We start from the raw sequence: 15,943 nt of genomic DNA on the forward strand, positions 1-15,943 counted from the left end.
TTCTCTATGTCATCGTAATGAAAGGAGGAAAAGTATGAACGGTATATTACCATTGAAAAAGCCTGCTGGGATGACGTCACATGATTGTGTTGCAATCACACGAAAGCTTTTACGAACGAAGAAAGTTGGACACACCGGTACATTGGATCCTGATGTGACTGGCGTCCTACCTTTATGTATTGGTAGAGCAACGAAAGTGGCTCAATACATGACTGATTTCTCAAAAACGTACGAAGCCGTTATCACATTAGGGTTTTCAACAACCACAGAAGATGCGTCTGGAGATAAAGTGAAGGAAAAGCATGTGGAAAGAATGCCGGCTGCTGACGAAATAGAAGAAGCCCTGGCTGCGTTCAGAGGGGATATCGAACAAATTCCACCTATGTATTCTGCCGTAAAAATAAACGGAAAGAAGCTATATGAGTATGCCTTTAAGGGAGAAGTCGTAGAGCGCCCATCTAGAAAAGCAACAATTTATGAGCTTGAGTTAATTGGTGAGGTCACACATGAAGAAGGAACTGTCTCTCTTCCTGTTCGTGTCACTTGTAGCAAAGGGACTTACATCCGTACACTTGCGGTTGATATTGGGGAAAAGCTTGGGTTTCCAGCCCATATGTCTTTCTTGATTCGTACTGCTTCCGGCCCATTTAAACTAGAAGAATGTTTGACATTTGATGAGATTAAACAGATGATAGAAGAGGACACGCTATCTCTGTTCCCAATGGAATACGCTCTTTCCGCAATGCCCTCATTAACCGTAGAACCTGAGTTTGAAGAAAAGCTTCAAAATGGAGCAGTGCTTCCTCAAGTGGATGAGATGACAGCGGAGCGGCTTGTTATGTACAATAAGGACGGAGAAGCAATTGCAATCTATCAAAAACATCCTGAGAAACCTGGCTTAATGAAGCCTGAGAAAGTGTTTTCGAGATGAAGTTAGAAGGTGAAACCGTTGAAGACAATTTATTTATCTCATCCTCATAAGATGGAAGCAGACAACCCATCTGTCATGGCACTTGGTTATTTCGATGGAATTCACCAGGGCCATCAGAAAGTCATATCTACTGCTAAAGAAATCGCAGTAGATATGGGAGTAGACGCTGCTGTTATGACGTTTTATCCCCATCCTTCTGTGGTATTGGGCAGTTCAACACCACAAACAGAAGCCATTACACCACTCGATGAGAAAATTGATTTGATTGAACAGCTTGGTATCGACGTACTTTACATCGTAAAGTTTGACCCTACTATAGCTGGTTTAACACCACAGCAGTTCGTAGATGACTACATTATTGCTTTATCAGTTGTACACGTTGTAGCAGGTTTTGACTTTACATATGGAAGTAAAGGAAGAGGAACAATGGACTCAATGCCATTTCATGCTCGAAACAAGTTTAATCAAACCATAATTGATAAAGTATCAAAACATGATGAAAAAGTTAGTTCAACATTAATTCGTTCTTATATTCGTGAAGGGGCTGTCGAGAACATTAAAGGTGTTCTTGGTCGCAACTATATTGTGAAGGGAACGGTTGTAAAAGGCGATCAGCGTGGACGTACAATTGGATTTCCAACAGCTAATGTTGAGCTAAAAGCCGATTATCTTGTTCCATCTACAGGTGTATACGCTGTTCGGTTGAAGGCAGAGGATTCCTGGCTGAACGGTGTTTGTAACATAGGGTATAAACCAACCTTTTATGATGAAAAGCCAGAGCATCCATCACTGGAGGTCCATGTATTTGATTATGAGGGAAATTTATATGGCCAAAATGTGATGGTAGAATTCCATAAAAAAATTCGTGGGGAAGTTAAATTCCCTTCAGTTGATGCCTTAATTCAACAAATTGGTCAAGACTCTGAAGAAGCAAGAAGAATACTTAAGTAGTTTCCCCTTGCATTTTGGTAAGAAAACCTGTAATCTAATATTCGTACGGAAAGTACACAACCTATACTGGGCAATCGAGTCACCGACGTTTGCGCGGTACCAGGGGATTAGAAATTAAGGAGGTGAAACGGATGGCAATCACACAAGAGCGTAAGCAAGAACTTATCACTAAGTTCAAAACTCACGAGAATGATACTGGTTCTCCAGAGGTTCAAATCGCTGTCCTTACTGAGGAAATCAACAATTTGAACGATCATCTACGTTTCCACAAGAAAGACCACCACTCTCGTCGCGGTCTTCTTAAGATGGTTGGTAAACGCCGTAATCTTTTAACGTATCTTCGTAACAAAGACGTTACTCGTTACCGCGAACTAATCAAAGAACTTGGTCTACGTCGATAATGATTCAGAAAAGCGGGATATTTCCCGCTTTTTTATTAGGTTAAAATACATAGATTTCTTCCTTTCTTTTTAGATGCAAAAAGGTTAGGGTATAATAAAAGAAATGATTTTATTGGATGAGAGGAGTTCTCACATTAATGGCACAGGACAAGCAAGTGTTTTCAATTGATTGGGCCGGTCGTGAGTTGTCGGTTGAAATTGGTCAACTGGCAAAGCAAGCGAGCGGTGCGGCATTGATTCGCTACGGCGACACAGCCGTATTAGCAACGGTTACAGGTTCAAAAGAGCCTAAAGACCTTCCGTTTTTCCCACTAACGGTTAATTATGAAGAACGATTATATGCAGTAGGTAAAATTCCTGGAGGTTTCATCAAGCGTGAAGGCCGTCCAAGTGAAAAGGCAATCCTAGCGAGTCGTCTAATTGACCGCCCGATTCGTCCTTTATTCCCTGACGGTTTCCGTAACGAAGTACAGGTAGTAAGTACAGTTATGAGCGTTGATCAAAACTGTTCCTCAGAGATGGCAGCTATGTTCGGTTCATCTCTAGCACTTGGTATTAGTGATCTACCATTTGATGGTCCTATTGCTGGTGTTATTGTAGGACGTATCGACGGTGAATTCGTCGTGAATCCAAACGTTGATCAGCTTGAACAAAGTGATATTCATTTAACTGTAGCTGGTACGAAAGAAGCTATTAACATGGTTGAAGCAGGTGCTGAAGAAGTTCCTGAAGAAACGATGCTTGAAGGTATTCTGTTTGGACATCAGGAAATTAAGCGTCTAATTTCTTTCCAGGAACAAATCATTGAAGCAACTGGTAAAGAGAAGCGTGAAGTAGTGCTTAAGAAAGCAAACGAAACGCTTGAAGCTGAGCTTAGCGAGCAGTACCTTTCTGACGTTAAAGAAGCTGTAAAAGTGATTGAAAAGCATGCAAGACAAGAAGCAATTGACGCTGTTATGACGCGTGCAACAGAAGCGTACGAAGAAAGCGAAGAATATAGTGCTGATGAAGTGAAATCAATTTTGAACAGCTTCGTAAAGCAAGAAGTTCGCCGTTTAATTTTGAAAGATAAAGTACGACCTGATGGACGCGGCGTTGATGAAATTCGCCCGCTTGATTCTGAAGTTGGTATTCTGTCAAGAACGCACGGTTCAGGTCTGTTCACTCGTGGACAAACTCAGGCACTTAGCATTTGTACGCTTGGAGCACTTGGAGATGTCCAAATCCTTGATGGTCTAGGTACAGAGGAATCGAAGCGTTTTATGCATCACTATAACTTCCCGAAGTTCAGCGTAGGAGAAACTGGCCCAATGCGTGGACCTGGTCGTCGTGAGATTGGTCACGGTGCACTTGGTGAGCGTGCTCTTGAGCAAGTGATCCCGACTGAGAAGGATTTCCCTTATACAATTCGTCTTGTATCTGAAGTGCTTGAATCAAATGGTTCGACTTCACAGGCAAGCATCTGTGCAAGTACGCTTGCGATGATGGATGCAGGAGTGCCGATTAAAGCACCAGTTGCAGGTATTGCAATGGGACTTGTAAGTGATGGAGAAGATGTAACAGTTCTTACTGACATTCAAGGCATGGAAGATGCTCTTGGTGACATGGACTTTAAAGTAGCTGGAACGAAGCAAGGTGTAACAGCTCTTCAAATGGACATTAAAATTTCTGGAATTAACGAAGACATTCTTCGTCAGGCTCTTGAGCAGGCGAAAAACGGACGTCTTGCAATTCTTGAAAACATGATGAGCGCTATTAATGAGCCTCGTACTGAGCTTTCTGCATATGCACCTAAAATCCTTACAATGTCAATTAAGCCTGATAAAATTCGCGATGTTATCGGACCAAGCGGAAAAATGATTAATAAAATTATTGAAGAGACGGGCGTTAAAATTGACATCGAACAAGATGGATCAGTCTTCATCTCTTCTACTGAACAAGAAATGAACGCAAAGGCTAAGAAAATCATCGAAGATCTTGTGCGTGAAGTTGAAGTTGGGACAACATACCTTGGTAAAGTTAAGCGAGTTGAGAAGTTCGGTGCATTTGTTGAACTATTCGCTGGTAAAGAAGGTCTTGTTCACATTTCTGAACTTGCAGAAGAACGAACTAACAAAGTTGAAGATGTTGTTTCGATCGGTGATGAGATTATGGTTAAAGTTAAAGAAATTGATAGGCAAGGACGCGTTAACCTTTCTCGTAAAGAGCTATTGAAAGAGCAGCGTGAACGTGAAGAACAAAGTCAAAAGAACTAAAGAATTCGGCTTAGGCCGGGTTCTTTTTTTTTTTTAGTATAAGATGCGAACGAAAGAGAACCTTATCATAAGGATATGTTAATTAGTCATAAATCGAGAAATCAACAATGGAAGCTAACATAGCCTATCATAAAAGATTTTTATAAAGTGTTTCGTTCTATAGCTTGACTTAAACACATACCCTTTGTACAAAAGGGGGCAAAACAATGAAGAAATCCTGGATTCATTTAATTGTTTTCATTATGATCTTAGCGGTTGCAGCAGGTTCACTTCAGAACCCCTATACATCGATGTACCTTGGTAATTTAAAAGAACAGGCTACTATAACAGTTAATGGTAGTCCACTATATAGTGAGATAAATGAAGCGAAAGCGAAACTTGATATACTACCTGTTAATGCCATGATTGACCGTGTTTGGAAAGGCATACCGGGTTATAATGGAATTATGATAGACGCAGAAGCCTCCTACGAGAAAATGAAGGGTAAGTCTTTTAACGAAGACATGCTTGTTAGAAAAGAAGTTGAACCTGATATCCAGTTAGAGGACCTTGAACCAACAGCAGTGTATAAAGGAAATTCTAAAAAGCCAATGGTCGCTTTAATGATAAATGTTGCGTGGGGGGAAGAGTACCTACCAGATATGCTACAAGTGTTAAAGAAAAACAATGTTCACGCAACGTTTTTCCTTGATGGATCATGGGCTAAGAAAAATCCAGATATGGTGCGTATGCTTGATGAAGAAGGGCACGAAATTGGAAATCATGCCTATTCTCACCCTGATTTAAAGCAATTAAGTAATGCATCCATTCGTAAACAGCTAGAAGATACAAATAAAGTTATTGAAGCGACAATCGACAAAAAGCCAGTTGTTTTCGCACCACCAAGCGGTAGCTATGCGAACAATGCAGTTCAGATTGCTGACAGTCTTGGCATGCAAACGGTTCTTTGGTCTGTTGATACAGTGGATTGGAAGAAACCTGCTCCACAGGTAATAACGGATCGAGTGTTGCAGAAGGTTCATGCTGGCGCATTAGTTTTGATGCACCCTACAGACTCGACAGAAAAAAGCCTTGAGGCTATTATTCGCGGAGTTAAAAAGCGCGGATATCATCCTGGTACAGTCTCACAAGTGTTAGATTCGAAACGAATTGAGAAAAGACCATAGAATTGTTTCCTATCTTCATTAATGATATAGTGATTTTGGAAGATTACGAAAGAAAAGGTTACGATACAGGAGGAAAAGGCTTGATAAATAAAGTAACTTGCAAAAATGGTGTAAGGGTAGTGTTAGAAAATATACCAACAGTTCGATCGGTCGCCATCGGAATCTGGATTGGAACTGGTTCTCGTTTTGAACCAAAAGAGTTAAATGGTGTCTCACATTTCCTTGAGCATATGTTTTTCAAAGGAACAGAAAAGAGAAGTGCAAAAGAAATTGCTGAATCTTTTGATAGTATTGGTGGTCAAGTTAATGCGTTTACATCGAAAGAGTATACGTGTTACTATGCAAAAGTTCTCGATGAGCACGCTGATTATGCACTTGATGTGTTAACAGATATGTTCTTCCAATCAACGTTTGATGCTACCGAGCTTGCCAAAGAGAAGAACGTTGTTCACGAGGAAATCAAAATGTATGAAGATACGCCAGATGATATCGTTCATGACATGTTAAGTCAGGCGAGTTACGGTGATCATGAATTAGCAATGCCAATTCTCGGGACTGAAGATACATTAAAAGGGTTTTCTGGAGAAACGTTGCGAGACTATATGCAAAGTCACTATACACCTGACAATATCGTAGTATCTATTGCAGGGAATATTGATGAATCCTTTATGAAAAAAGTAGAAGCTGCTTTTGAACACTGGGAAACTCCTGCAGGAAAGCCTGATGTGACTGCACCAGTCTTTCACTCAGGCCATCTTGCTCGTAAAAAAGAAACAGAGCAAGCTCACCTTTGTCTCGGATACGAAGGACTTCCATTTGGTACTGACGATATTTATAGCTTAATTGTTATGAATAATGTTCTTGGTGGAAGTATGAGTAGCCGACTCTTCCAGGATGTAAGGGAAGACCAAGGACTTGCTTATTCTGTGTTCTCGTATCATTCTGCTTATAAAGATAGCGGATTGCTTACAATTTATGCAGGGACAGCACAAAACCAGCTCGATCGTCTATATGAAACGATTCAGAAGACATTAACAGAATTTAAGAATGATGGAATAACATCAAAAGAGCTTAAGAATTGCAAGGAGCAGCTGAAAGGGAACTTGATGCTTAGCCTTGAGAGTACAAACAGCCGTATGAGCCGAAACGGTAAAAATGAATTATTACTGAATCAACACCGCACACTCGATGATATTATTACGAATATTGAAAGTGTGAATCATGAAAATGTAAACAATATGATTCAATCTATGTTTACAGACGATTTCTCCTGTTCGTTGATTAGTCCGAACGGTAAATTACCCAATGGCATGAAATAAAATTTTGATTAAAAGCCCGTCTCTACTAAAGAGGCGGGTTTTTAGTCGTGATAATTCATGTCTTCCTCTCGGGTCTTATTCATAGACTAGGATATATAAACGCGAATGTTAGGAGGAGAATGATGAGGCTTAGCCAACTAAGTGGTAAAGAATTAATAGACATTGAAAGAGGACAGAAGCTCGGTGTACTAGGTCAAACAGATCTTTTATTTGATGAAAAGACGGGATTATTAAAAGCTTTGATTATTCCTAAGTCCTCCTGGATGGGTTTTAAGCGTAAAGAACAAGATATCTCAATACCTTGGGATCATATTGAAACAATTGGAAGAGATATGATTATCGTTCAAAATAATAAAAAGGATTAAATTGGAGTTCATTCTAAATTCACCAAGCGGGTATTCACCACATAGAATGTTGAGAAATTACATTAATCCCCGTAGTAAGACGTGGAAAAGGAAAGGGGAGGAACGATGCTAACGAATCAACACATCGCCATAATTGGCGGTGATGCCCGCCAGCTTGAAATTATTCGAAAGTTGACCGAACTGAATGCGGACTTATACCTAATCGGGTTTGATCAGCTTGATCACGGATTCACCGGAGCAACGAAATGTACAATGGATGAAGTTAAGCTTTCAACACTGAATGCGATTATCCTTCCAGTGGGTGGAACGACGCTTGAAGGGGAAGTAGATACGATTTTTTCTAATGAGAAAGTTATCTTAACAGCAGATCAACTGAAACAAACTCCTTCCCACTGTACAATTTATAGTGGAATCAGTAACAGTTGTTTAAATCAAATGGTTTCCGAGGCGTCCAGGACTTTAGTTTGCCTATTTGAACGAGATGATGTTGCAATTTATAATTCCATCCCGACGGTAGAAGGAACTGTCATGATGGTTATTCAGCATACTGATATTACAATTCATCAATCAAACATTGCAGTACTAGGACTAGGTCGAGTGGGTATGTCTGTTGCACGGACATTTGCGGCACTTGGTGCGAACGTCAGTGTGGGAGCAAGAAAGCCAGAACATATTGCCAGAATTACGGAAATGGGATTAAAACCTTTTCATTTATCAGACCTCGTTCATAACGTTTCGAATCTAGATGTTTGTATCAATACAATACCAGCCCAAATTGTAACGTCACAAGTGATCGCAAAAATGCCTTCTCATACGCTTGTGATTGACCTTGCTTCGAAGCCTGGAGGAACGGATTTTCGATATGCAGAAAAACGAGGCATTAAGGCGCTTCTTGCACCAGGACTTCCTGGTATTGTTGCACCGAAAACAGCGGGGAAAATTATTGCTAATGTATTGACTCAGCTGCTGATTGAGCAGTCTCAAAAGGGAAAGGAGAACACTCCATGAGTTTGAAAGGGAAACACATCGGTTTTGGTTTAACAGGTTCTCATTGTACGTATGATGCCGTCGTCCCTCAAATTGAAGAGCTCGTTCAATCTGGAGCCAAAGTCACTCCATTTGTATCACATACTGTTATGAACACGACTACGAGGTTTGGGGTAGGCGAAGACTGGATTGCTCGAATTGAAGAAATTACAGGCAATTCTGCTGTAAATTCAATTGTAAAAGCAGAACCGTTTGGCCCTAAAACGCCGCTTGATTGTATGGTCATTGCTCCAATAACAGGCAATTCTATTAGTAAATTCGCTAATGCGATGACTGATTCTCCTGTTTTAATGGGGGCAAAAGCAACGTTAAGAAATGAAAAACCAGTCGTTCTTGGCATATCGACGAATGATGGTCTTGGGTTAAATGGCACAAATATTTTGAGGTTGATGTCGACCAAAAATATTTATTTTATCCCATTTGGTCAGGATGATCCTGTTAAAAAGCCAAACTCACTTGTCGCTCGAATGCCTTCATTGAAAGAAACAATTGAGATGGCCATCCAAGGGAAGCAGATTCAACCGGTACTAGTGGAGCGGTATTTAGATTAACAATTGATTTTTCTTTCTTTAGATTAGGTTTATGATAAAATAGAGAATAAAATCACTAAGTAGGAGGAGAAACCTCGGTTTCTCCTTCTGTTGTGATGGATTTAGGAATGGACTATGGGAGGAGAATAAAGAAATGAGCGGAAACCAATATCATGTAGCAGTAGTTGGAGCAACAGGTGCAGTCGGACAACAAATGATTCAAACACTAGAGGAACGAGATTTTCCGATATCGACCTTAACGCTCCTTTCATCATCACGTTCAGCAGGTAAAAAAGTCATTTTCAAAAATCAGGAATTAACGGTAAAGGAAGCAACACCTGAAGCTTTTGAAGGGGTGCAGCTTGCCTTATTTAGTGCTGGAGGTAGTGTTTCGAAAGAATTAGCACCTGAAGCAGTTAAACGAGGCGCTATCGTTGTTGATAATACAAGTGCGTTCCGAATGAATCCGGAAGTTCCACTTGTGGTACCAGAAGTGAACGAAAGCGATTTAAACGATCATAAAGGGATTATTGCGAATCCAAACTGTTCAACTATACAGATGGTGGCAGCACTTGAACCACTTAAGCAAACATACGGCCTTCATAAAATTATTGTTTCTACTTACCAGGCAGTTTCAGGTGCAGGAGCGAACGCTGTTACTGAGATGAAAGAACAGTCACAAGCTGCATTAAATGGAGAAGAGTACACTCCAGAAATTCTTCCAGTTAAGGGAGACAAGAATCATTATCCAATCGCATTTAATGCGATCCCACAAATTGATGTTTTTGAAGATAATGGATTTACTTATGAAGAAATGAAAATGATAAATGAAACGAAGAAAATTATGCATGACGCTGAGCTACATGTAGCTGCAACTTGCGTACGTCTTCCAATTGAGACAGGTCACGCTGAATCTGTTTATGTGGAGATCGGTCGAGATGATGTAACCGTTGAGGATGTGAAAGAACTAATGAAAAATGCTCCAGGAGTAACATTGAAGGACGACCCTTCTAAACAAGTTTATCCTATGCCGCTCGATGCTGTAGGGAAATCTGATGTTTTTGTGGGTCGTATTCGAAAAGATCTAAATCAAAAAAATGGCTTCCATATGTGGATTGTCTCTGATAATCTACTCAAGGGGGCAGCATGGAATTCTGTCCAAATCGCCGAAAGTTTGGCAGCCCTTAATATTTTGAAATAGACATAAGAAGGTGTTCTGAATGAAAGTCATCGTGCAAAAGTTTGGCGGAACTTCATTAAAAAGTGAAGACGGCAGACTTAGAGCTGTTAACCATATTAAAGAAGCAGTCAGCGATGGATATAAAGTTGTCGTCGTCGTATCAGCGATGGGTCGAAAAGGGGATCCCTATGCAACAGATACGTTGCTTGGATTGATTGGTGATCGCAATCGTAAAGTAACTTCAAGGGAATATGATCTCTTAGTTTCCTGTGGAGAAAGCATTTCTTCTGTCGTTTTTTCAAACTTGCTACTTACAGAAGGTCTTAGAGCCACAGCCTATACAGGTGGCCAGGCAGGGTTTATGACGACTGCCGAGCATAGTAAAGCAAGAATTCTTGAAATGAAATCAGAACGTCTCATGGAAGAGCTCAAGACGATGGACGTTGTGGTTGTAACAGGTTTCCAAGGTGTTACAAAAGATGGCGATGTTACAACACTTGGTCGTGGAGGTAGTGATACCTCGGCTGCAGCTCTTGGTGCAGCACTAACGGCTGAGTGGGTTGATATTTTCACAGATGTGGAAGGAATTATGACAGCCGATCCTCGTCTTGTTGAAAAAGCGCGCCCGCTTTCCATTGTGACTTATAATGAAGTTTGTAATATGGCTTATCAAGGTGCAAAGGTGATTCACCCACGTGCCGTTGAAATTGCGATGCAAGCGAAGATTCCAATGCGTATTCGATCTACTTATTCGTCCTCAACAGGAACACTTGTTACATCTGCTACTGGTAAGATCACAGGTGAACAGGTTATAGATCGTGTGATAACGGGTATCGCTCATGTGAGTGGCGTGACACAAATTAAAGTCTTCGCGAAAGAGGGGCAATACGATCTTCAGTCCAGAGTATTTAAAGCTATGGCTCGAGAAGGAATTAGTGTTGACTTCATTAACATCAGCCTTACAGGTGTCGTATACACTGTAATGGAAGAAATGACAGAGCGAGCAGTTTTGACTTTAAATGAAATGGGCTACGATCCAGAAATCATTCAAGATTGTGCGAAAGTATCTGCTGTAGGAGCGGGTATGAGTGGTGTACCTGGTGTTACTGCGAAGATTGTTGAGTCGCTTGCTCAAGAAAACATTGATATACTTCAGTCGGCTGATTCTCATACAACCATTTGGGTTCTGGTAAGACAGCATGATTTGTCAGCGGCTGTTAACGCGTTGCATGATGTGTTTCATTTACATCTTGCTCCAGGACAGGAATTAGAAGAAATGAAGGATCAGCTTCAAGCTGAAGGCAAGGAGTGAAAGAAATGAATTTTGGAAAAGTATTAACAGCTATGGTCACTCCCTTTGATCGTAAAGGGTATGTTGACTTCGCGAAAACGGAACAATTAATCAACTATCTATTAAAGAACGGAACTGATGGACTCGTTGTTGCCGGAACTACCGGTGAATCTCCAACGCTTTCGTCAGAAGAAAAGGTTGCCTTGTTCAAGCATTCCGTTAAAATAGCAGATGGAAGAGTTCCAATTATAGCTGGAACAGGTAGTAATAATACACATGCATCAATTGAGCTAACGAAGAAAGCGGAAGCTGTAGGTGTGGATGCAATCATGATCGTTGCACCTTATTACAGCAAACCCGGACAAAAGGGTCTTTTCGAGCATTTCAAAGCTATCGCTGAATCAACAAAACTTCCTGTCATGATTTATAACATTCCGGGTCGCTCTGTTGTGAATATGACAGCTGAAACGATTGTAGAGCTTTCTAAAATCAAAAACATTGTTTCTGTTAAAGAAGCGAGTGGAGATCTTGATCAGATTACTGAAATCATTAGTCAAACAGAGGATTCTTTCTCAGTCTATAGTGGAGATGATGGGTTAACCTTACCGATTATGTCTATAGGCGGAGATGGCGTTATTTCAGTAGCTGCTCACGTTCTTGGAAACGAGATGCAGGAAATGATCGCTGCTTATGAAGCAGGGGAAGTAAAGAAAGCAACATCGATTCATCACCAGATTTTACCGATTATGAATGAGCTTTTTAAAGCCCCAAGCCCATCACCAGTAAAAACTGCCCTTCAGCTAAAAGGAATGGACGTTGGAAGTGTTCGACTGCCAATGATTCCTCTTACAGCTGAAGAGCGTTCATCATTAGCTGCTATGCTATCTAAATAATATGTTCGACGGACGCCTATGGCGTCCGTTTTTTTAGGCAATATGGGGATGTTTTGTAATGAATGGTAAAACAATGTCTCGTTCATACTACTACTACCAGAGTTAGGAAGGGGACAATAGTATGAATAATGAGTATCGTAATGAAAACCCAGGCCAGGAGCCTGATAAAAAAGATGACCAAAAATCATCACTTGTGGATAAAATTCAGCAGCTTGGTCAAACGAATGTGCCAAGTATGGATCATTCAAACATTCACTGTTTGACAATCATTGGTCAAATTGAAGGTCATGTTCAACTTCCACCACAGAATAAAACAACGAAATATGAACATTTGATCCCTCAAATTGTTGCAATTGAGCAGAATCCTAAAATTGAAGGAGTCCTTATTCTTTTAAATACTGTTGGAGGAGATGTAGAAGCTGGTCTTGCGATCTCTGAAATGATAGCTTCCCTATCAAAACCTTCTGTTTCAATCGTACTTGGAGGAGGGCACTCCATTGGTGTTCCTATTGCCGTTGCGGCGAATTATTCTTTTGTTGCTGAAACAGCTACGATGACAATCCATCCTGTTCGATTAACTGGACTTGTTATTGGCGTACCACAAACATTTGAATACTTAGATAAAATGCAGGAGCGGGTTGTGAGTTTTGTAACAAGGCATTCAAATATAACAGAAGAAAAATTCAAGGAATTAATGTTCTCAAGAGGAAACCTTACGAGAGATATTGGGACAAACGTTGTCGGAGATGATGCTGTTAGTTACGGATTGATTAATGAAGTTGGTGCGGTGGGACCTGCGATGAAAAAGCTTAATGAATTAATTGATGAATACAAAGGGAATCAGGAAGGAGATCTCGTGCAATGATCCTCTACACGATTCTTCCCCATGAGGCGGTTTTTCCACCAGAGCAATCCGTCTACGAACAGCAAAACATTATTGAATGGAATGGTGTAGAACTTCTCGTCGAAAGAACTTCTCTTACAGAATGCAGAGTTGTCCAGGTATTAAGTACAAATCCTCAGGATTATTTAAATGAAGCAACGCAGCCTGGTCAAATGCTTACTTTATCAACTTCCCCTTTGAAATAGAGCCTATAGGACCACGGCAAGATGTGGTATACTAGGAATAGATTGGTGAACGAAAAGCAGCCTGAAATGGCTGCTTTTTCTTACCAGCTATGGCTTGTATAGAGGTGAGAATATGGCAAAGCGAAAACGAAAGAAGTCAACAAAGAAACAGGCCGCCTGGCAATCCCAAGTAAAAATTGAATTTATCGGTTTGACCGTTCTGGCGTTTACCGTTTTAGGCGTTTTAAAAATGGGAGTTGTCGGTCGAGCAATCTATCATATGTTTCGTTTTTTTGCAGGAGAATGGTTCGGGCTCATAGTTGCTGGACTCGTTCTATTTGCTGGCTATTTAATTGTGAAAAGAAAACTGCCACCTTTTTGGACAAGGCGGCTAGCTGGCTTTTATTTATTAGGAACATCTTTTTTACTCTTAAGTCATGTTGGCTTATTTGAAACTTTATCTCGTGAAGGAGAATGGGGTAGTGCATCGGTTATCGCTAATACATATGAACTCTTCCGTATGGATGTAACCAATCCATCAGAATCCAGCCCGCTTGGCGGTGGCATGATCGGTGCTATGTTATTCGCGTTTAGTTATCGTTTGTTTGATGCAACTGGCACTCAGCTAATGTCTTTTCTGTTGATTCTTCTTTCATTCGTCTTAATCACTGGCAAGTCATTCAGTGATGTTCTTGGAAAGTTCTTTGAATGGATCAAAGGGTTTGTCACCAATACTTTTGACGAAGCAAAAGATTTATTTATGGAAAGCAAAAATGCGAGAAGAGAAAAGAAGGAACAGCGAGCAGCTTTAAGGGAACAGGAAGAAACAATGGAGCCTGAAACCTATGATGTCTCGCAAAATGATAACGAACAAGAAGAGGACCCCTTCGAACCTGAAATTCGTACGTTTACAGAAAGTGCATACAGAGCAGAACCTGATGCAGCACAAGATAAGCAGGAAGAGTCGAAGAGTGCAGCTACTTCAGAAACAGCGGATGGGACACCTATTCAATCATTGACTGTAGGAGAGCTAGAAAACAAAGATTATCGTCTCCCGTCACTTTCATTGCTTCAGGCTCCTAAGAAAATTTCACAGGATAATGAACGGCAGCAGATTTCTGCTAATGCAAGGAAACTTGAGAAAACGTTTGAGAGTTTTGGAGTGAAGGCAAAAGTAATGAAGGTTCATCTTGGACCTGCTGTAACGAAATACGAGGTATACCCAGATACGGGCGTGAAGGTAAGTAAAATTGTCAACTTGACAGATGACCTGGCCCTTGCTCTTGCTGCAAGAGATCTCCGAATTGAAGCACCGATACCTGGTAAATCTGCAATAGGTATTGAAGTTCCAAATTCTGAAGTAGCGATGGTTACTTTGAGGGAAGTACTAGAATCGAAAGAGTATCAATCTCATGAATCAAGAGTTGCTATCGGATTCGGAAGAGATATTTCAGGTGAAGCCGTGGTATCGGATTTATCAAAGATGCCACACTTGCTTGTCGCAGGGGCAACAGGAAGCGGGAAAAGTGTGTGCATTAATGGAATCATCGCAAGTATCATGATGAAAGCTAAGCCACATGAAGTGAAAATGATGATGATTGATCCTAAGATGGTAGAATTAAATGTCTACAATGGTATTCCACACCTTCTTGCACCCGTGGTAACAGATCCCAAAAAAGCATCACAGGCTTTGAAAAAGGTCGTCAATGAAATGGAACGTCGTTATGAACTCTTTTCCCATACCGGGACTCGCAATATAGAGGGTTATAACAACTATATTAAGCGTCAGAATGAAACGTCTGAAGCAAAGCAACCAACGCTACCTTATATTGTTGTAATCGTTGATGAGCTAGCTGATTTAATGATGGTTGCATCAAGTGATGTAGAAGATGCGATTACAAGACTTGCCCAAATGGCTCGGGCAGCTGGTATCCATTTAATTATCGCCACTCAACGACCTTCTGTTGATGTTATTACAGGCGTTATCAAAGCCAATATCCCTTCTCGAATTGCATTTAGTGTGTCTTCCATGACGGATTCGAGAACCATCCTTGATATGGGTGGTGCTGAGAAATTACTTGGTAAAGGAGATATGCTCTTCCTACCGGTAGGTGCGAATAAACCGAAGCGTGTTCAGGGGGCTTTCTTATCTGATGAGGAAGTCGAAGAGCTAGTTGACTTTGTGATTGCTCAACAAAAAGCGCAATACCAAGAAGAAATGATTCCATCAGATAAACCAGAAGAAGCTCAACCTGAAGTAGATGACGATCTCTACGATGATGCTGTCCAACTCATTACTGAAATGCAAACAGCATCCGTATCCATGCTTCAACGTCGTTTTAGAATTGGTTATACAAGAGCAGCAAGGCTAATCGATGCAATGGAGGCTAGGGGAATAGTTGGACCATATGAAGGAAGTAAGCCACGCGAAGTACTTATAAGCAAAGAGGAAGAAGCGCAATCTAGCTAGATTGCGCTTCTTTTTTTATGCCCTTTTTCGGGAGGCTCCATCAAACTTTGCCGCGGAAAGCGAGCATTTTGAAGTT

At 40.8% G+C, this 15,943-nt stretch carries 15 protein-coding genes; all 15 read left to right on the plus strand.

Annotated features, from left to right (window positions below):
* Positions 1-34: 34 nt before the first annotated feature.
* The 15 genes from truB (at position 35) to JI666_RS01915 (ending at position 15,867) form a co-directional block, all read left to right on the plus strand.
* Entirely contained in the window at positions 35-931 is an 897-nt protein-coding gene (gene truB, locus JI666_RS01845) for a tRNA pseudouridine(55) synthase TruB (RefSeq protein ID WP_206888365.1), read from the plus strand.
* An 18-nt stretch (positions 932-949) separates the two neighbouring features.
* The gene (ribF, locus tag JI666_RS01850) at positions 950-1,882 is read left to right on the plus strand and encodes a bifunctional riboflavin kinase/FAD synthetase (protein ID WP_206888368.1); all 933 of its coding nucleotides are present in this window, start codon (positions 950-952) and stop codon (positions 1,880-1,882) included.
* 131 nt (positions 1,883-2,013) lie between these two features.
* Positions 2,014-2,283 (plus strand): 30S ribosomal protein S15, encoded by a 270-nt coding sequence (rpsO, locus tag JI666_RS01855; protein ID WP_048309782.1) that lies wholly within the window; start codon positions 2,014-2,016, stop codon positions 2,281-2,283.
* A 137-nt stretch (positions 2,284-2,420) separates the two neighbouring features.
* Positions 2,421-4,538 (plus strand): polyribonucleotide nucleotidyltransferase, encoded by a 2,118-nt coding sequence (locus tag JI666_RS01860; protein WP_206888371.1) that lies wholly within the window; start codon positions 2,421-2,423, stop codon positions 4,536-4,538.
* A 206-nt stretch (positions 4,539-4,744) separates the two neighbouring features.
* Positions 4,745-5,704, plus strand: coding sequence for a polysaccharide deacetylase family protein (locus JI666_RS01865; RefSeq protein WP_206888375.1), 960 nt, complete (start codon positions 4,745-4,747; stop codon positions 5,702-5,704).
* 80 nt (positions 5,705-5,784) lie between these two features.
* On the plus strand, positions 5,785-7,023 hold the full coding sequence (locus JI666_RS01870) for a M16 family metallopeptidase (protein ID WP_206888377.1): 1,239 nt from the start codon (positions 5,785-5,787) through the stop codon (positions 7,021-7,023).
* A gap of 122 nt (positions 7,024-7,145) precedes the next feature.
* Positions 7,146-7,388 carry a YlmC/YmxH family sporulation protein gene (locus JI666_RS01875; RefSeq protein ID WP_206889273.1) on the plus strand — a complete coding sequence of 81 codons (243 nt, stop codon included), beginning with the start codon at positions 7,146-7,148 and terminating at the stop codon, positions 7,386-7,388.
* 105 nt (positions 7,389-7,493) lie between these two features.
* A complete protein-coding gene (gene dpaA / locus JI666_RS01880) occupies positions 7,494-8,396 on the plus strand; it encodes a dipicolinic acid synthetase subunit A (RefSeq protein ID WP_206888380.1) in 903 nt (300 codons plus the stop codon).
* Positions 8,393-8,986, plus strand: coding sequence for a dipicolinate synthase subunit B (locus tag JI666_RS01885; RefSeq protein ID WP_206888383.1), 594 nt, complete (start codon positions 8,393-8,395; stop codon positions 8,984-8,986). The genes dpaA and JI666_RS01885 overlap by 4 nt, the downstream gene beginning before the upstream one ends.
* A 133-nt stretch (positions 8,987-9,119) precedes the next feature.
* Positions 9,120-10,166: an aspartate-semialdehyde dehydrogenase gene (asd, locus tag JI666_RS01890; RefSeq protein ID WP_206888386.1), complete on the plus strand. Its 1,047-nt coding sequence runs from the start codon at positions 9,120-9,122 to the stop codon at positions 10,164-10,166.
* 19 nt (positions 10,167-10,185) lie between these two features.
* Entirely contained in the window at positions 10,186-11,457 is a 1,272-nt protein-coding gene (dapG, locus tag JI666_RS01895) for an aspartate kinase (RefSeq protein WP_136945508.1), read from the plus strand.
* Between the two features lie 5 nt (positions 11,458-11,462).
* Positions 11,463-12,329, plus strand: a complete 867-nt coding sequence (gene dapA, locus JI666_RS01900; RefSeq protein WP_206888388.1) for a 4-hydroxy-tetrahydrodipicolinate synthase — start codon at positions 11,463-11,465, stop codon at positions 12,327-12,329.
* A gap of 121 nt (positions 12,330-12,450) precedes the next feature.
* The gene (locus tag JI666_RS01905) at positions 12,451-13,194 is read left to right on the plus strand and encodes a ClpP family protease (protein ID WP_206888391.1); all 744 of its coding nucleotides are present in this window, start codon (positions 12,451-12,453) and stop codon (positions 13,192-13,194) included.
* Positions 13,191-13,418 (plus strand): YlzJ-like family protein, encoded by a 228-nt coding sequence (locus JI666_RS01910; RefSeq protein WP_206888394.1) that lies wholly within the window; start codon positions 13,191-13,193, stop codon positions 13,416-13,418. Before JI666_RS01905 ends, JI666_RS01910 begins: the two co-directional genes overlap by 4 nt.
* 112 nt (positions 13,419-13,530) lie before the next feature.
* Positions 13,531-15,867: an FtsK/SpoIIIE family DNA translocase gene (locus JI666_RS01915; RefSeq protein WP_206888397.1), complete on the plus strand. Its 2,337-nt coding sequence runs from the start codon at positions 13,531-13,533 to the stop codon at positions 15,865-15,867.
* Positions 15,868-15,943 lie beyond the last annotated feature (76 nt).

It is taken from the genome of Bacillus sp. NTK071, from assembly GCF_017303315.1.
Taxonomy (GTDB): domain Bacteria; phylum Bacillota; class Bacilli; order Bacillales; family Guptibacillaceae; genus Guptibacillus.